This window comes from Paraflavitalea speifideaquila, from assembly GCF_032395985.1.
Classification (GTDB): Bacteria; Bacteroidota; Bacteroidia; order Chitinophagales; family Chitinophagaceae; genus Paraflavitalea; species Paraflavitalea speifideaquila.
The window spans coordinates 5,350,476-5,366,551 of the sequence record NZ_CP135920.1 but is presented as its reverse complement, the minus strand read 5'-3'; the positions used below and the strand labels follow the sequence as shown (position 1 = coordinate 5,366,551).

At 46.8% G+C, this 16,076-nt stretch carries 26 protein-coding genes and 1 pseudogene; 10 read left to right on the top strand and 17 right to left on the bottom strand.

All coding sequences use genetic code 11. The annotated features are described in order from the left end of the window. Positions 1 to 27 precede the first annotated feature (27 nt). From RS881_RS37005 to rbp, 5 genes are all read right to left on the bottom strand, one after another. Positions 28 to 999, bottom strand: a complete 972-nt coding sequence (locus RS881_RS37005) for a bestrophin family protein (RefSeq protein WP_315824722.1) — start codon at positions 997 to 999, stop codon at positions 28 to 30. A gap of 90 nt (positions 1,000 to 1,089) precedes the next feature. Next, entirely contained in the window at positions 1,090 to 1,809 is a 720-nt protein-coding gene (locus tag RS881_RS37000; RefSeq protein WP_315815362.1) for an SDR family NAD(P)-dependent oxidoreductase, read from the bottom strand. A 253-nt stretch (positions 1,810 to 2,062) separates the two neighbouring features. After that, positions 2,063 to 2,152, bottom strand: coding sequence for a hypothetical protein (locus tag RS881_RS36995; protein WP_315824721.1), 90 nt, complete (start codon positions 2,150 to 2,152; stop codon positions 2,063 to 2,065). 19 nt (positions 2,153 to 2,171) lie between these two features. Continuing rightward, on the bottom strand, positions 2,172 to 2,459 hold the full coding sequence (locus tag RS881_RS36990; RefSeq protein ID WP_315815361.1) for a hypothetical protein: 288 nt from the start codon (positions 2,457 to 2,459) through the stop codon (positions 2,172 to 2,174). Between the two features lie 98 nt (positions 2,460 to 2,557). After that, entirely contained in the window at positions 2,558 to 2,863 is a 306-nt protein-coding gene (gene rbp / locus RS881_RS36985; RefSeq protein WP_315815360.1) for an RNA-binding regulator, read from the bottom strand. Between the two features lie 373 nt (positions 2,864 to 3,236). Between rbp and RS881_RS36980 the strand changes: the two genes are divergently transcribed. The 5 genes from RS881_RS36980 to RS881_RS36960 all read left to right on the top strand — a co-directional run bounded on the left by RS881_RS36980 (position 3,237) and on the right by RS881_RS36960 (position 6,452). Continuing rightward, positions 3,237 to 3,806 carry a class I SAM-dependent methyltransferase gene (locus RS881_RS36980; protein ID WP_315815359.1) on the top strand — a complete coding sequence of 190 codons (570 nt, stop codon included), beginning with the start codon at positions 3,237 to 3,239 and terminating at the stop codon, positions 3,804 to 3,806. Further along, positions 3,794 to 4,042, top strand: coding sequence for a hypothetical protein (locus RS881_RS36975; protein ID WP_315815358.1), 249 nt, complete (start codon positions 3,794 to 3,796; stop codon positions 4,040 to 4,042). The genes RS881_RS36980 and RS881_RS36975 overlap by 13 nt, the downstream gene beginning before the upstream one ends. A 27-nt stretch (positions 4,043 to 4,069) precedes the next feature. Further along, positions 4,070 to 5,146: a helix-turn-helix domain-containing protein gene (locus RS881_RS36970; protein ID WP_315815357.1), complete on the top strand. Its 1,077-nt coding sequence runs from the start codon at positions 4,070 to 4,072 to the stop codon at positions 5,144 to 5,146. A gap of 53 nt (positions 5,147 to 5,199) precedes the next feature. Then, positions 5,200 to 5,523: a hypothetical protein gene (locus tag RS881_RS36965; protein WP_315815356.1), complete on the top strand. Its 324-nt coding sequence runs from the start codon at positions 5,200 to 5,202 to the stop codon at positions 5,521 to 5,523. Positions 5,524 to 5,684: 161 nt separating this feature from the next. Continuing rightward, positions 5,685 to 6,452, top strand: coding sequence for a DUF4932 domain-containing protein (locus tag RS881_RS36960; RefSeq protein WP_315815355.1), 768 nt, complete (start codon positions 5,685 to 5,687; stop codon positions 6,450 to 6,452). Positions 6,453 to 6,695: 243 nt separating this feature from the next. On the opposite strand, the gene RS881_RS36955 is transcribed toward RS881_RS36960, so the two are convergent. Genes RS881_RS36955 through RS881_RS36940 form a run of 4 tightly spaced genes read right to left on the bottom strand, consistent with a single transcriptional unit; the run spans position 6,696 to position 9,089 of the window. Continuing rightward, the gene (locus RS881_RS36955) at positions 6,696 to 7,130 is read right to left on the bottom strand and encodes a TonB-dependent receptor domain-containing protein (RefSeq protein ID WP_315824720.1); all 435 of its coding nucleotides are present in this window, start codon (positions 7,128 to 7,130) and stop codon (positions 6,696 to 6,698) included. An 8-nt stretch (positions 7,131 to 7,138) separates the two neighbouring features. After that, positions 7,139 to 8,404 (bottom strand): TonB-dependent siderophore receptor, encoded by a 1,266-nt coding sequence (locus tag RS881_RS36950; RefSeq protein ID WP_315815354.1) that lies wholly within the window; start codon positions 8,402 to 8,404, stop codon positions 7,139 to 7,141. 38 nt (positions 8,405 to 8,442) lie between these two features. After that, positions 8,443 to 8,646: a hypothetical protein gene (locus tag RS881_RS36945; RefSeq protein ID WP_315815353.1), complete on the bottom strand. Its 204-nt coding sequence runs from the start codon at positions 8,644 to 8,646 to the stop codon at positions 8,443 to 8,445. Then, positions 8,643 to 9,089, bottom strand: a complete 447-nt coding sequence (locus tag RS881_RS36940; RefSeq protein ID WP_315815352.1) for a carboxypeptidase-like regulatory domain-containing protein — start codon at positions 9,087 to 9,089, stop codon at positions 8,643 to 8,645. Before RS881_RS36940 ends, RS881_RS36945 begins: the two co-directional genes overlap by 4 nt. A 343-nt stretch (positions 9,090 to 9,432) precedes the next feature. Here RS881_RS36940 and RS881_RS36935 point away from each other — a divergent pair, with 343 nt between their 5' ends. From RS881_RS36935 to RS881_RS36915, 5 genes are all read left to right on the top strand, one after another. Further along, positions 9,433 to 9,534, top strand: coding sequence for a tetratricopeptide repeat protein (locus RS881_RS36935; protein ID WP_315815351.1), 102 nt, complete (start codon positions 9,433 to 9,435; stop codon positions 9,532 to 9,534). Then, on the top strand, positions 9,524 to 9,724 hold the full coding sequence (locus RS881_RS36930; protein WP_315815350.1) for a hypothetical protein: 201 nt from the start codon (positions 9,524 to 9,526) through the stop codon (positions 9,722 to 9,724). Before RS881_RS36935 ends, RS881_RS36930 begins: the two co-directional genes overlap by 11 nt. 521 nt (positions 9,725 to 10,245) lie before the next feature. Continuing rightward, a complete protein-coding gene (locus RS881_RS36925) occupies positions 10,246 to 10,542 on the top strand; it encodes a hypothetical protein (protein WP_315815349.1) in 297 nt (98 codons plus the stop codon). A 23-nt stretch (positions 10,543 to 10,565) separates the two neighbouring features. Beyond that, a complete protein-coding gene (locus tag RS881_RS36920; protein ID WP_315815348.1) occupies positions 10,566 to 10,787 on the top strand; it encodes a hypothetical protein in 222 nt (73 codons plus the stop codon). A gap of 17 nt (positions 10,788 to 10,804) precedes the next feature. Next, positions 10,805 to 11,068 carry a hypothetical protein gene (locus RS881_RS36915; RefSeq protein ID WP_315815347.1) on the top strand — a complete coding sequence of 88 codons (264 nt, stop codon included), beginning with the start codon at positions 10,805 to 10,807 and terminating at the stop codon, positions 11,066 to 11,068. Between the two features lie 31 nt (positions 11,069 to 11,099). Here the strand turns inward: RS881_RS36915 and RS881_RS36910 are convergent, their stop codons facing one another. From RS881_RS36910 to RS881_RS36870, 8 genes and pseudogenes are all read right to left on the bottom strand, one after another. Next, complete coding sequence (locus RS881_RS36910) at positions 11,100 to 11,243, bottom strand: hypothetical protein (protein ID WP_315815346.1); 144 nt, start codon at positions 11,241 to 11,243, stop codon at positions 11,100 to 11,102. Continuing rightward, positions 11,225 to 12,541, bottom strand: coding sequence for an alpha/beta fold hydrolase (locus tag RS881_RS36905; protein ID WP_315815345.1), 1,317 nt, complete (start codon positions 12,539 to 12,541; stop codon positions 11,225 to 11,227). Before RS881_RS36905 ends, RS881_RS36910 begins: the two co-directional genes overlap by 19 nt. A gap of 255 nt (positions 12,542 to 12,796) precedes the next feature. Next, a pseudogene (locus tag RS881_RS36900) lies at positions 12,797 to 14,079 on the bottom strand (TonB-dependent receptor domain-containing protein). Continuing rightward, on the bottom strand, positions 14,064 to 14,423 hold the full coding sequence (locus RS881_RS36890) for a hypothetical protein (RefSeq protein ID WP_315815343.1): 360 nt from the start codon (positions 14,421 to 14,423) through the stop codon (positions 14,064 to 14,066). The pseudogene RS881_RS36900 and the gene RS881_RS36890 overlap by 16 nt, the downstream one beginning before the upstream one ends. Then, complete coding sequence (locus tag RS881_RS36885; protein ID WP_350340283.1) at positions 14,374 to 14,673, bottom strand: hypothetical protein; 300 nt, start codon at positions 14,671 to 14,673, stop codon at positions 14,374 to 14,376. The genes RS881_RS36890 and RS881_RS36885 overlap by 50 nt, the downstream gene beginning before the upstream one ends. Then, complete coding sequence (locus tag RS881_RS36880) at positions 14,673 to 15,200, bottom strand: carboxypeptidase-like regulatory domain-containing protein (RefSeq protein WP_315815341.1); 528 nt, start codon at positions 15,198 to 15,200, stop codon at positions 14,673 to 14,675. Before RS881_RS36880 ends, RS881_RS36885 begins: the two co-directional genes overlap by 1 nt. A 52-nt stretch (positions 15,201 to 15,252) precedes the next feature. Continuing rightward, positions 15,253 to 15,507, bottom strand: a complete 255-nt coding sequence (locus RS881_RS36875; protein WP_315815340.1) for a helix-turn-helix domain-containing protein — start codon at positions 15,505 to 15,507, stop codon at positions 15,253 to 15,255. Between the two features lie 19 nt (positions 15,508 to 15,526). Beyond that, the gene (locus tag RS881_RS36870) at positions 15,527 to 16,063 is read right to left on the bottom strand and encodes a hypothetical protein (protein WP_315815339.1); all 537 of its coding nucleotides are present in this window, start codon (positions 16,061 to 16,063) and stop codon (positions 15,527 to 15,529) included. Between the last annotated feature and the right edge of the window lie 13 nt (positions 16,064 to 16,076).

The window sequence follows — 16,076 nt, the reverse complement described above, 5'->3', positions numbered from 1 at the left end:
GGCAGGATACAACTGTTGCTGCATAGCCTAGGTCAGGATCATGTTTTTGGGTTGAATGGCAGGCGGTATAACTGGTTCATCGAGCATTTCCAGCAGGTCGATCTCGATGGTTCTCGATAAGGCAGTAATGGGCACATCATTGGCGCCCCCTTCAAAAGGATTTTCCGTATTCTCGCCAATGCGTTCCATGGTGAGAAATACCCAGCCAATCAGGGTGGCCAGTGGAATGGCTACCCAGGTCATGAGATCGCCTAGTTTTTGAAATTCATTGAGCATGCCAAAAGGTACCAGGCATACAAATAACCGCGTAAGCATTTGGCTAATGGTAGCAAATTGACGGGGATAGGGAAAGTTTTTGATCCGCTCACATCTTCCCTGCTGGTCGTATAATACCGTGAGCAGGTTTACCAGTTCTACATAGTCCAAGGGATCGATTTGACCTGCTTCCTTCAATACTTTCAGTTCTTTTGATTGGAGGGCTATCAGGTGGGTAGCCCGGTTTTTCTTACTCAATACGTAAGCCAGGTCTTCGGCAGATAGGTAGGGTTGCAGGCAGGAGGCCAGGTCCTTGTCCCATTCGTCGATGCTGAACTTGAGTGCATATCGTTTATTGGAAGGTTTACTGCGGCTGGTTTCCCAGGTGCGTTGTTCTCTTAACTGGAAACGCAGGGCGGTTAACCAACCAATATGGCGCATTACTAATTGCCGGCGTATTGGGGTCAGCTGCCTGTTATTGCTGCTGCCCACCAGGTCGCGTACCATCATGCCCCAGGAGCGGCTATTGTTTACAATGGAGCCATAGATCTGCCTGGCTTCCCATAGGCGATTATAGGTTTGTGTATTGCGGAAGCCTACAATAAAGGCGGCGGCAGTGCCAACCAGGGCAATGGGTATCCAGGGAATGCCGAGCCAGGTCCAGCCTGTTATTTTGGAAATGACTACGGGTATGGAGGATAGAACGGCCATGAGCACAATATCACCGCGTGTCCATAACAGCATCTCTGGCAAGGAGTATCTTTGGCCTGCATGCATAACTTATTGTTTAAAGGCTTAAAAATAAGGTTTTGCCTGCAAGTAGATGCCATGCCGTTACCAGTTCACTTCTTGTCCATTGTGTAAAAACTTGCCAGAGGGCGCCTGATCGCCTTGTTCGATCAATTCAATAATGGGGGCTACGGCTTGAGCTGGAGTAAGCGGTGCAGCGGGACCACCCATATCGGTTTTTACCCAGCCAGGATGAATGGCATTGACCTTGATATTGGTATCGTTGAGCAAACTGGCCAGGTGTAGGGTATAAGAATTCAAGGCCGCTTTACTCGTATTGTAAGCAAAGGTTTTGGGCATACCGGGTTGTGTAGCCTGCAGATGGAGGGAACCCATATTGCTGCTGATATTGATAATGGAAGGGGCGGCGCTTTTCAGCAGCAGGGGAATCAGGCAATTGGTTAATTCCACAATGCCAAAGAAATTAATGTCAAAAGTTTGCTTCAGGGTTTCTGGCAGGATGGAGGCTGTTGAATTGTTCATTAATTCACCATCCAGCATGACGCCCGCGTTGTTTATCAGTACATCGAGTTTACCATACGTGCGTTCTATATGTTCATAAACCCAGGGGAAGGAGAGGGGATTGGCCATGTCGATAACGAGGGTTTGTGCCGATTGTTTGCAGGGTAGTTTTTCCCAGGCAGGAACGGCTTGCTGCGCATTGCGCACACCCATTAATACAAAATGGTTTTTGGCGGTCAGTTGATTGGTTAGTTCCCAGCCAAGGCCACGGCTGGCGCCGGTTACCAGTGCAATTCTTTTCATACAGGAAATAATGTTGAGGTTTACGATCGAATGCACAAGTATAGGCAGATAGGCCATCAAAAATGACAGCTATAGCTGAAGAGGTGTTTTAGCTGCTTCAACTGCCCAAGCAATAGGCCGGATCATTGGGCATAAAAAAACCTGGCAGGCATGCCGGGAGGAATGCCTGCTGTATTTTGAGGTAGTAATTAATTAACCTTGTTTGATAACTTGCACTTGCACGGCTACATAGCCTTTGGGGCTTCTTTCCACTTCAAAGGTCACAGTGTCTTTTTTCCTTGATGGGGCCGGATAAATTGTTCACGTGTACAAAGATCCGTTCGCCGGTTTGGCTGTCGTTGATAAACCCAAATCCTTTACTGTCATTGAAAAACTAACGACTCCAGTTCTGGGTTCGTCTTGTGCACGATCTTCCTGCTTGGGAACGCTGATCTGGATATCTTCCTGGGCAAAAGTTCGTTTTTGGCGGGATTGGGCGGGGTAGTGGTTAAGTTGCCATTTTCATCCAGGTAAGCCATCATGTTTTCCAGGCTATTGCCTTTGTCTTTGTTGCTTTTGCGCTCCTTCATTTTCTCCTGCTTGTCCTGCTGTTTCTTGATGCGCTGTTTTTCTCTTTCTCTTTTGTTAAATGTTTCCTGGGATCTTGCCATATTATAAATTTAGTGATTCCTGTTAAACAGGATTGTTGTTTAGAATCAAATTGTTGAGTGTATAGGGTCCGTGAGTTACCACGGACCTGAGTTTAATATTACCACTTACGTTTGCCGAAATTAGAGTCGTTTTTAAAAGGACTATTGTTGAACGATTTTTCTGGTTTGGGCTTGGCTTCTGATACTTTTATCTGTCTGCCATCAATGCTTGATTGATCCAGTTGGCTAATGGCTTCACGGGCTGCATTGTCGTCTTCCATTTCTACAAAACCAAAACCTTTAGAGCGTCCGGTTTCTCTGTCATTGATCACTTTAGCGGCACTAACCTGTCCCAAAGGCGTAAATAAATTCTTCAATTCCTCATCCCGGACAGTAAAAGCGAGGTTCGCAACATAGATGTTCATGTATAAAATTTTAAATAATAAAATCTGAGTAAGGCAAGAAGTAAAGGATAAAAAACGCAGCTAAAGAGCAGATTATGACAATACTGGATGCAAGGCTCAAACGAATGTTCCAAAGTTAGGTTTATTTATCCAAATGGTCACCTTTTATTTGAATTGAGGGCCTTATAGGTGATTTTTAACCTTTTATAAATTATTGGGGAACTGCTTATTGGTGGAATAATGGGTTTTATTAGTTATCTTACCTGACCAATCAAACGCAGCAATGCCGGAATTGACCAGGTGACACCTTGTGTATCATTGCTTTCTCCGTAGATGGTCCGGCTAACCCACATTCTTTATACATCACTGGCATTCTTAACTAAAATAATATCGTATGGTAGCTAAAGCATTTTTGTCTTTAACAGAATACCCAGCCTTTAGAAGAATGATCTGGAAACCTGTATATGAAGGTCTTGCCCGGTATTTTAAAATTAATGACTGGCATTTTATGAATTATGGGTACGCCCCGGGAGCCGAACATGTTTCATTGACCTTGCTGCCACATGATGAGATCAACCGTTACCCCATACAATTGTATCATTTCCTGGCACAAAAAACGTCCATTAAAGACAAGCATGTCTTGGAAGTAGGCAGTGGCCGTGGTGGAGGAGCCAGTTATATCAGCCGCTATTTATACCCGGCCAGGATAACCGGAATGGATATTGCCAAAAATGCTGTCCGGCTGGCGAAAGAACGGCACCAGGAAAGTAACCTTGATTTTATGCAAGGCGATGCAGAAAAGCTGCCCTTTGCCAATGAAAGTTATGATGTGGTGATCAATGTAGAAAGTTCACATGCCTATGGATCGGTGCCCCGTTTTCTGTCGGAAGTAAAAAGGGTGTTGAAACCGGGGGCATCTTTTTATGTACCGACCTTCGTGGACCCGAAGGTATGGAAAAACTGAAAGGGCAACTGGAAGGTAGTGGCCTGCAGCTGGTATCGGAAGAGAATATCACCCATAATGTAATCCATGCTATTGAAAAAGAGGACGATATAAAGCAAAAGCGGATCAAGAAACATATTAAGGGATGGATGCGTCCCGCCTTCAGCCAATTTGCCGGTACCAAGGGGTCACGTATTCACAAAGACCTGCAAACAAATGCCCTGATCTATTATAGTTTTGTACTGCAAAAACAGTGATCTACATTTAGGGCAATTCTTTTAGTCATGGATAGTTGGCAAACAAGTGCCTTATTGCTGGCAGGAGGGCAGGGCATCTTTTTGAGTATAGCGATGTTATTGCCGGGTGAACAAAAACACCGTTCCCGCTTTTTCCTGGGGCTGCTATTGCTGGTACTTTCGCTGGTGGTGCTTAATGTGTGGGGCATGCAGTCGGGCTATCACCATTCGCCTCATGCTTTTCCATTCTGGTTATTTGAATCATTCCTGTTGATACCGCCCTCCTGCTGGTTTTTCATCCGGCTTAATACTACACGGTCTTTTCAATTCCGGTCAAAACATTGGTTGTTTTATTTGCCTGCGCTGGTGGAGGTATTAACCGAATCGACGCTGTACGTTTACAATCAATATACCGGGGCAAGAGTAAACCTGCTCAGCCAAACGGGCTGGTGGCTGGCTACAGAAATTGCGCCGGCATTGTGGATGGCAGGCGTATTAATAGCAGGCGGACGGTTACTGCTTGCCCAGGCCCGGCAAGGTGGTTCTGCAGCTTCTTTTCCTGCCTTACATCCTGCCAGGTTCTTAGCGATCTATATTTTGTTATGTGTATTATCGCTTTTATGGATTGGGGATGCCGTTTTACAGTTACCGGTATTTCCAGCGGTTGAATTGGTCCTGGTTCTGGTGTTGTTTACCTTAAGTTTCCTTTCGTATGCCCAATCGTCCTTATTTGAGGTTGCCAGGGTGATAAAAAGCAAATTGCCCGTTCAGCAGGCATTTTCAGGCTACCATGACCAAACTGAATTAGACCGGCTACAAGGGTGTTTAGAACAGGCTGGATTATATAAACGGTCAAAACTTACGTTGGAAGAACTGGCCGGCGAATTGGATCTGCCGGTACGGTATCTGTCTTATCTTATCAATACTTATCATGCTAACAATTTCCACCAGTTCATCAATAGTTGGCGGGTACAGGAAGTGATCCGTAAGATCAAAGATCCTGGAGAACGTCATAAGACGCTGCTGGCCCTTGCGCTGGAATCGGGCTTCAGCTCCAAATCGTCCTTTAACCAGGTGTTTAAGACGCACACGGGCAAATCGCCCTCCCAGTATTTCAGGCAATAAGGTCCAATAAGCCGATCATTGGACTTGTACACCCGCACCTGGTAAGCATTTGAGTGACGGGACTGCTTTCTTTGCAATTAAAAGAATTGTATGAAAGTATCAGTGCTCATTGCCCGCTCCGCTGGCTTGTATTTCACAAAGCAGGCATGCTTTTTTCAAAAATAGCTGCCCTGTTGCTGGTTTGCCTGCTGACCAGTAGCCTGGCCAACGGACAATTGTTCAGCAACAAAAGTCAGGGGAAGGAAATAGGGGTAAGGTTTTATAAGAACATTGAATTACTGGGATTTGCTTTTTTGTGGGTACAATGGCCAGTGATGCTGACCGGGAAGAAGCAAAGATGCCAAATGGTACTAAAAACGCGATTGGTTTGCCTATGACCTGATGCTGTATAAAAATACAAGTCCTTTGCCAACGATGCTGACCTATTGACAGTGGCCCGCTTTGGAGAACAACACGACGGCAATCATCTTGCTTTGCTGCTCATTCATCTTCCTGAATTTCCTCATGCTGCGATCAGTCGGGAGAAGGATGCGTTTTTTTGAAGCCTTTTATCCGGCCTGGCGACAGTGCAGCCTCGGTGAAGGAGGTGTTTGAATTTGTGGCTGCTGCCAACCGCTTGTACCAGGCGGTGGATTTTGATGCCTATTTCAGGGAAAGTGCGCCTCTTTACAAAAAAGCCTTGCAGGAGATACAATCTGTATTACCCGATGCGCGGCTCATCAAGACCATGGAACAATTTCACCGGAAGCAATTTGATGAGTATACGTTATTGCCCAGCCTTACCATTCCTACCGGGATGGCCTTTGGGGTCAATTATAGTGCCGGAGGTAAAACAAGGATCATGAACCTTTTTGGTCCGTTTGCCATACAGCAATTCAAGGATACCGGTTCCCTGAATATGGGATTTGCGGATGCTGATCATATCCGGGAGCTGAGTACTCATGAGTTTGGACATCCTTTTTCCAATCCCGTGGTGGCACTCATTCCGCCAATGCTGGTAAAGGAAACAGCTATCCTGTATGAGCCGGTAAAAGAAGCAATGGATAATCAGGGATACAATACCTGGAACAGTTGTTTGTATGAATATTTTGTACGGGCAGGGGAAGTGGTGATAGCCCGTAAGCTGGGTAATATGGCGGCTGCCGGCCGGTTGCATAAATATTATACGGAAGAACGCCGCTTTGTATACCTGCCCCTGGTCATTGCAGAATTGGAAAAGTACGACCGCGCACCCTGGATGTCTTACCTGGAAGCGGTAACAAAGGCCATGGAAAAGTTGCGGGCGATAGCGGTTGCCGGTAAGTAAGATCGTTGAAGAGGGTGACCCTGAGAGGGCGACCCACCCTTGGTGAGCCGTCCTTAGAGGGTGAGCCGCCCTTGGTGAGCCGCCCTAAGATCAAGGACTGTGTATTATGTATGTTTATAAAAAGCCCGCCCTTGAATACCGGGGCGGGCTTTTGGGTTTTGCTCATAGTGCAGACTGCTTATTGCCAATGTGCATGCGAGGTTGCGGTTGTTCAATACACAAACAAGGTATAATGGTGATCAATTAAAATTTATAACTGATGCCAAACCGCACATTCCTGGGTGGTTCGGATTGCCAGTAATAGGCTTTGAGCCAGTCATAATAACTGCCGCTGTACAGGTTCTCATCCAGGATATTGAATACATTGAAGGTGAGCCTGATCTTGTCTTTTTCCCAGAACAAACCACCATCCAGTTTGAAATAATCGGGTAATTCCTGCCTGTTAGGCGTTTCACTCCAATCCGAGGTAGCCCGGTCTATCAGCCAGGTAAAGCCGGCTGAAATACCGGCACCTTTCAGTATGCCATTGGATATTTTATAGTTGAGCCAGCTATTGGCGGTGTGTTTGGAGAAGCCAGGTACCAGGTCGCCTACTTTATACTTACCGCCGGCTGCTACTTCAGTAAACTTACCATCGGTATAAGCATAGTTGGCCACGATGTTTAATCCTTTGAGGATCGTACCTCTTACATCGAATTCAAACCCTTCGGCCTTTTTTGTCCTATCTCCACACTGAACCCGGACGTGGGATCCTGGGGATCTGCTATCAGTTCATTGTTCTTGATAATGCGGTAAATAGAGGCTGTGGTATTCCAACGTCCGTTGAACCAATCCCGCTTGATACCAAATTCTACGTTTCCGCCGGTGATGGGTTGTATTTTACCGCCATTCCTCATCCGGCCACTTTGTGGTACAAATGCTTCATCGTACAATGCGTATACTGAGGTATTTCTGTCTACCGATACACTCAATCCAATACGGGGTGTAACGCGTTTGGCTTCTTCAGATGCGCCGCCAAAGGAGGATTGTTTTACAAATGTATAGCGGCCTGCCAGGGTAAGCCTTACGGTATTATCGAAGAAGCCCAGTTCATCGGAAACATACAAGCCAGCATACTTCTGGTTGATATCGCCGCCTGCTTTTGCCGATCTGGCTTCAATGCTGAGGCTGCGGTCCCAAATGGGAAATCCGTTTACCGGAACGCCATAGAAAGGGTTGGCGGGGTCAAATTCAGCGCCGGCAGAATCCAATGGGTGTGATTGTGACCAATCGGCAAAATATTCCTTGGTACCCATGTCCAGTCCTGCCAGTATGCGGTGTTGTATTAAACCGGTAGTAACGTTACCGTTTACAAATACCTGGCCCAATGTCATTACACTCTTTGCATCCCAGACGCCTACGCTTCTGATCATTTTACCATCGGGGTTTACTGAGGCTGGCCACATGCTGGAGCCTTTCTGCTGGTAGTTATAATAAGCGGCTTGGGCAGTCAGCTTCCAATCATCATTTAACTGGTGTTGTAGGTTAACGGTCAGGCTGTGGTCATTGATCTTTGTAGGATCAAGGCCAGGCGGCATGGCTGTGAAATTGCGTGGCAAGCTGGCATAACCGGCAGGGCTGAATACGTAATAAGAACCCACGTCGGACATCCGGGCGCTTTGCAGGTTGTATTCAACGGTAAGTTTTGTTCTTTCATCCACCTGGTAAGAGAGGACGGGTGCAAATGTATACCGGTTATTGAATTCAAAATCGCGGAATGATTTTTTGTTCTGTGCAGCGAGGTTGAGGCGATAAAGGAGTCTGCCATCTTTGCTCAACTTGCCATCGAGATCGAGTGTTGTGCGGTACATGTCGAAGCTGCCTACAGTAAAAGTTGCTTCACCTCTGGTTTGCCCGGTTGGTTTTTTGGTCACCACATTGTACAAACCGCTTGGGTCGCCATTGGCCAGCATGAAACCTGCCGGACCTTTTACAAATTCGATATGGTCTACTATGCTGGCATCTTCTGTGAGCGGGCCCCAAAAGAGCTTACTACATTGAAGCCATTGCGGAAAGCCTGTATTTGGGAACCGCGCATGTGGATATTGGCATATAGATCACCCCAGTGTTCCATGCGCACGGCGCCGCTGATATTGCGGATCACACCATCACTCATACTGATAATTTGCTGATCGGCCAGGTTGGCAGCGGTCACAACTTGTATGTTCTGGGGGCTTCCAACAGCGGTTCATTTAACCGGAGTGAGGCAGAACCCTGTCTGGCATTGTACATACCCTTGCTGCTTCTGATGATCACTTCCTGTAATTGCTGATTGGATACACTCATGGTGAGATCGACGGTACTGGTCTTATTTTCTTCCACGGTAACGCTTTTAACAGCGCTTATATAACCTATGAGGCTGGCCTCCAGCTCGTAGGTGCCGGGTTTGATGTTTTTCAGGGTAAAATGCCCCTTTTCATCAGTAGAGGCCGTTTTTTTATAGCCTTTTAATTGAATGGTGACCCAGGCTGCGGGACGGTCGTCATTGGTAGTGATATGGCCCTTTACCGACCCTGTGGCCTGCTGCGCCCATACTGGCATAGCCAACAGGGAACACAAACAGGCGAGTACTAAAGCAGTGTAGTGTTTTAAATGCATATTGTACAATATATTTCAGGCCGCAAATTAGAATACGGAGCAGGCGGGGAACTTATCAAGCGGGAAATTGTGGTTACGCAAATGGGAATTTTGAGCAATCGGAAAAGTCGGGAAGACGGGAAGTGGGGAAGTCGGGAAGACGGAAAAGTCCGGAAGACGGAAAAGTCCGGAAGACGGAAAAGTCCGGAAGACGGGGAAGTCGGAAAGTCGGGAAGTCGGGGAGACGGGAAGACGGGAAGTCCGGAAGCCGAAGGTTCGGGAGAGTGGGAAGAGCTAATGACAAGAGAATGTATTCCTGAAAACAGGTAGCTGATGATACTGGTAAGCAGGTAACCGCGGTCATGTGTACTTTATCCGGCAACAGTATAACCAGGCCATTACCAATTATACCAAATCCATTGAACTGTACGACAAAAATCCAGATGCTTACCTTAATGTCGACTGAAGCCAATCAATACCGCATTCAGGCCTATGCAGACAGGGATGGCCGGTTTGTGTTTGAAGGGCTGAAACCAGGTAAGTATTTTATTCAGATCATCCATAGTTTTAACCAGGCGAAAACGTCCAGGATATATACGGGTTCAACTGTTTCTCAGCATGGCCCCTGTGCGTACAACAACGAATTATTATTATGACCAGGATTATACGGTTGCGCGTTCAAAAGACTGGAGAAATTTGTAGAGATCAAAGAAGATGGAGATGTAAAAAAGATCACGATGGCGAATGGATTGATCAAGTCTTGTGCGTTGTATTAGGAATGCAAGTTACGAGCTTCCAGCTTCTAGCTGCGAGCTGAATGGCATGAATCGGAGGACCACGGATTATATGAATTAAACGAATACCGCGAGTTGGCGTGGTTGTAATTGATAAAGCAGGAAGTGTGAAGGCTTCCTGCTTTTTATTAATAATTGTCAAAGGAATTGAGCTTTATTGATAAATGTCGTGTACCGATAGATACCTGTTAATGCGAATGGTAGTATTTAATAAATTACAGTGATTCCCCGCTTGACTTTCTTTAGAATAGTATTTAATGTTGTATTGCTTCTCTCTATTTACCTGCCTTTGTTTACCACAATGATGTATTGCTGACCAATTGAACGGTTATTGGTTATGACTGTGTACTGTTTTTAAGTAATAAACCCCATAAGCCTTGCTTATGCGAAACCTTATTCCTATGCTCGTGCTGATCATGAGCTTGCCGGTAATTGTATTGGCACAAGACGGCCCTGTTGTTGATAACGTAGACTTGCATTCGGGTGGAACAATCCTGAATGCGCATGACAAGGAGCTGAAACAAAAATGGCAGGCTTGTGTCGATGCGAAAAGATACTATGATAGTGTGGCTGATCCACACCAGGATTTGTCCAAGGACAGCCTAAGGCGGCGCGGATTGTATACTAATATTCTGGAAAAGGCATCCGATCAAATTAAAAAGCAAAGAACCTTTATTTAAAAGTACATGAACGGTGGCGTTGTGTGGAAGAGGATATCCTGGAATACAGGAACAATGACCCTGTAGGGTATAAAGCGTTGAGCGAATTAAAGGACAGCAAAGGACAGGTAATTTATGTGTATATCGGTAGGAAAGATATTTGTCTTATTCCCGGAGCAACCTATTGGGATTATCATAACGCGTATAAACAGTTTTTTTGTGTTGTGGACTCCATCCTCCTGAATGATGCTTTTTTGTGTGCCTGAATAAACCAGGCCTTGATGTGGGCAGGGTCATTGCGCATGAGCAAGGACATATTGCTCATATACTTAACAATGTAAATGATTATATGACCCACCTGGGGGAGTGGAACAGTTTGAATTGCCAGGCATGGGAAAACAGGAATCACCGGTATGTAGTGCCAGCCAAAGCAGCCGAGGATACGTTTGTGAAACGTAAGGATAGGTTAAAGCAGCCTTATAAGCGCAATAAATATGATAAAAAGTGGTGGCGCGACTGGGTTGATACCAAGCTGGGTGTACAATAAGCCCGGCTGGGACCCAGCCGGGACTTACAGTTTACTCTACGGTTACTTCTGGTATGGGTGATACCAGTTTTTTATAAGGATGGGCGATGAACATTTTGAGAAAGTCTACGCCTTTCACTGCTAGCCGGGCGCCATGGGTATTGTTGCGCACGGTTATTATCTGTGCATTGGGCATGGTGCGTTTGATGAGGCGGTTATAAAAGGCCGGCACCAGGGATCTGCATCTCCCCCTGCTATCAGGACCGGCACTTTGGAATATACAGGCGTTTTGACGATGGGCGGTTCCCGTTTTACATTCCAGCAAGCACAAATCGGATGGTTTACATTGTTGAAGGGATGACCTGCCAGCCAGGGTAGGATGGCATCCTGTTTTTTGATAAGTGCTTCATCGCTGTACGCGATTTGCTCCGAGCAATAAACACTGTACCGCATACCCTGCGACAGACCAGGATTGCCAGTAAAAATGCCATTCAATTGCTCCCGTACGTAGGGTGCATGGTTGCCATTGATGATCTCATTCATTATAAAGGGCACTGTTTTTAACTGGGCATTGTTCATGTGGTCGATCACGGCATCGGTCAACTCGTTTTTTGAATAATGGATGGTGAAACTATCCTGCTTACCGGGTTCGGCATAGCGAATGGAGAGTGACCTGCCTGCCAGAGCGGTAAAATATTGATGGAAACGCTGTCTTAGATCGGTATAGCGGGCATCATGGGTAGAGTCGGCCTCGCAATTGCTAAATACCTGGTCGAGGGCTTCATTGTGATTGAACAGGGCATGTTCTTCATAGTTCACAAAACTGGGCAAAGGGCTGTTCAATACGAGCGCTTTCACGGCTTCGGGGTGGTTGCGGGCTACGGTAAGCATCAGGCCGCCGCTATAGGAAATCCCAAATACGTTGAGTGAATCGAGCTTTAACGCCTTGCGCAGGTCGTTGATATCGGCGGCGCTTTCGATGGTGTTGTAGGCGGAGAGGTCAATTCCCTGAGCAGCCAGGCGCTGGCGGCACTGTTTTACGGCCATTAATTCGAGACTGTCCTTCGATAGGTTTTCTCTGTAGGCGCGTTTGTAGGCTTCTCCTACTTCGGGACAATCGAGGCAGGGTTGTGATCGTTTGGTGCCGCGCTGATCGAAGGCAATGAAGGGGCCAAATTGAAAGAAGTCTGAATTGTATCGCAGGCTGTCGAAATTGGCAATGGTGCTGTAGCCGGGGCCGCCTGTAGTGGTAAGGAATACGTTTTTGACGGAGTCCATACCGGGCTGGCGAACGAATACAAAGGGTATTTTAATGGTGCGGCCCTTAGGCTGTTGGCGGTTTTCGGGCACCACCAGGTAGCCACAGCGGGCTATTAAACCAGCCGCTATTTTGATCTGGCAAGCGCCGGTTTCGATCCTGGGTGTGTATCCCTGGGCAAAAATGGGACTCCCTGCTGTACAGAGGATACCTAACAAGAGGTATACGGTTTTCATGGCGCTTAATTTGATGCAAATTAAGTACCTGCGCAGTAGCAAGAAAGGTAAAAATCGGACAATCTGGGAGCGGTAGGGTGAGCCCGCCTTAAGTCGGTTTCGACGGGCCCTTTAGATAGCTGTCTGGGTCTGTAGCCGGAGGCTACAAAATCACCTCACTCGCCAGAGGCGAGCGAGTGAAAGACAACAAAGCCGGAGGCTTTGAAATCGGCACCACCAGCCAGCCGCTGGCGACTGAAGAAGATCGGTTTCGATCTAAAATTTAAAACCATATCCGATGCGGAATACCTGGGTTTCGTAATAGTCGGTACTGATATAGCGGAAGCCATTGCCCTTGATCTCCTTTTTCGTATTGAGGGTATTGGCTATATCGGTGGCATTCAGGAACAATTCTCCTTTGCCTTTCTGAATGGTCTTTTTAATACCGCCATCAATGGAGAAACGGGCAAAGGTTTTTCCCTGTGGCACTAAGTCCGGGGCATGGTACACGGCCAATAACTGAATCTCCAGCTGGCGGGGTAAGCGCCATTGGGCATTGAGTTTGATATTGCCTGATAGAATATCTTCCCGGTCTGCATGGAAGGTATTCTCTACCGGGTATTTGTTCACTACGGTAAATGCGTCTATGATATTTTTATAGCCATTGGCGTTGAGGCTCATGGTAAGAGCAGGCGTAAGGTTTTGTGAGATCATGAGTTCCACGCCCGAACTGGAGCTATTGCCGGCATTTTGAAAAATATTGTAGATGAGGTTACTGCCTGGTACTACGCTGCCAATACGGGTAATGGTAGCCTTCATACGTTTGTGGTAGGCGGAGGAGAAAAAGTATCCCTGGTGCCAACTGGTGCGATACCCCAACTCAAAAGTATTGGTGAACTGTGGGCGGAGGGCGGGGTTGCCCACTTTAATGATCCCGGCATCATCGTATTTGGGGAAGATACGGATGTCTACTTCATTGGGTCTGTCAACCCGGCGGTTGTAAAAGAAGGTCAGCCTGTTGGTCTCGTTTATTTTATAGGCCAGGCGCAGGTTACCAAAGGGTTGGAAATAAGAATAGCGGTCGCTCTTGTATACCGGGTGGTTGGGATTAACATCGTATTCTACGTGCACATATTCTACCCGTAAACCGGCTTCCAGTTCAAATTGTTTATTTTCTACTACGTAATTGCCATACACGGCGGAATGGTCTCGCTATAGTCGGCTTTGCCGCCGGCATTCACATCCAGTGGTGAGTTTAGACCGGGCTTAAAATGCATGTTGGTGGGGATAGATCTACGACGGAACTTCAAGCCTGTTTCAAAACGGCCATAGCGCAAGGGCTGTACATAATCAATATTGAGATCGGCCACATGTTCATCTGAGATCAGTTTAAACGAATCGAGCCCGGTGAAGGTGGGCATTATATTGGTGAAGAAATACTTTTCATCTTCGCGGTGAAAAGTATAGTTGAAGTTGGCATTGAGTGATCGTCCAGGCCGGGCAAATTTATGCTGCCAGGCTGCGGTGGCGGTTACAGTGGTTTTTAATTCATCTTCCAGGAACTGCCAGAGGCGATAGCGGTCTTTAAAATTAGCACTAAAGAAAGGTTCTTCGCCACGGTCGAGGATCTTTCGCTGCTGAACAAACCGGAAACGGTGAAGGTATTATTGGCATCGCGGAACCAATCGACACCCGATCGCAGGGTTACAATATTGGTGGTCCGGTTTCTTCTTGTTTGCTGTTTTACTGTATCGCCATTGTCGTAAAAGCGGTCTACAAATTCATTCTTATTCAGTGTTTTTGTGTAGAGGTCATCGCCCTGGAAAACAAATTGATCTTCTTTTTCCGGTAGTTCAGGGAGATGGAGGGGTTGATCTTTGAGTACCCTGGTATTGAGCGCCAATGGTAGGGAAGTTGTCTTTTTCTCCACAAGGCGCCCAGTCCGCCAGCCAATCCCAGTTTGCCATTGAATCCTTCTTTTTCTCTTTTTTATAGATGATATTGATGATGCCGGCATTGCCATTGGCATCAAACTTGGCGGAAGGATTATTGATGATCTCTATGCGATCAATGGCCGATGCGGGTATATTATCGAGCGCGCTCTGAGTGCCAAAGCCGGTCAAGGCGGTTTGTTTACCATCTACCAGGATCATCACCTTGTCGCTCCCCGCAACTGCACTTTACCATCCTGTGTGGTAATACCCGGCAGGTTTTTCATGGCTTCCAGTACTGAGCCGCCTGATTGGGTAAGGTTGTTGGCCAGTGTGAAAGTTTTCTTGTCCATTTTCGCTGCTATGGGCTCCTGCCTGCCGGTTACCGTTACCTCCGTAAGCGATTGTGCATCGGGCGCCAGCTCGATAATGCCCAGGTCGAGGAAATTGTTCAGTTGCCCCACGAGCAGGGGTTGATTTTTGGGCTGGTAACCTATATAAGAATAGGATATTATATAATTTCCGCTGGGGATGCCTTCGATCACGAAGCGCCCCTGTTCTCCGGCGATGGTGCCGGCTACCAGGCTACTGTCATTTGCATGCTTAAGCGCAATATTGACATAGGGCAACAGGCTTTTGTTGTTGCCATCGCGCAAAATACCCGACAGGGTAACTTTTACGGTTTGGGCCTGACTTGCTGCAAACAGGAATACCAGTATGGGTAATAACAGGGTTATTTTCTTCAACATAATGGGGCATAGGTACAACCCGATTTCAAAGAAATTCTAAACTGGCTAGATTTTACTGCCTGGCTTGGGTGATTTTGCGGCCGGTAAATTTAACCACCTCTTTATAGAAATGGCTAAGGTCGTAATAACCGTAGGTCAAGCATTCAAACTGCGTTTTGTTGTGGAGGTAAGCTGTGAGGGCGGTGCGGGCCCGGAGGGTAGCAAAGTAATGTTTGGGATTGGTGCCAATGGCCTGTGTGAACCAGCGGTACAGGGTTTTTTCCGTGAGGTGGTGGCGGCTGGCCAGTTGCTGGAGGTTGAGTTGCATACCAGCGCCGGTAAAAGTTTCAATGATGTGCTGAACGGTGAGGAGGTAATGACCTTGCTTTTTTTTGCCGGCCTAATTTATCCAGGAGGAAGGTTTCTATTGCCTGAATGCGGTCATCGAAGCCATCCATTCTTTTTATTTTCTGCAGTAAAGTATCCGGAATCAGCTGGTTAACGTTGATCACCTCGTGGCCTATTTGTTGTTGGGAGAAGCCAAAGCAGGCTTCAAAACCACCGGGATTGAATTTGATGGTGAAGATATTATCGGAAGGTAAGTTGCGTCTTTCGACAATGTCACTGCGCAATACCAGTACATCTGTATGTTGATCGACCAGCTGTAGATTTGAACCATGCTTTAACTGATAAGGGGCGCCCAGGTTAATCCAAATGGTGGGGGTAAAGCTGGGAAACATTTTTACGGTGAAAGGGGCTTCGCCTATATAATGATACATGGCTTCGGGCGCTGTTTCAGAAAAGAATTCAATATGGGGTAGGAGCTCCGGACAGGGGCGCTCAAAGCGATACAGTTTACGGATATTATCGAAGATCTCTACCATACAATAAGGATGT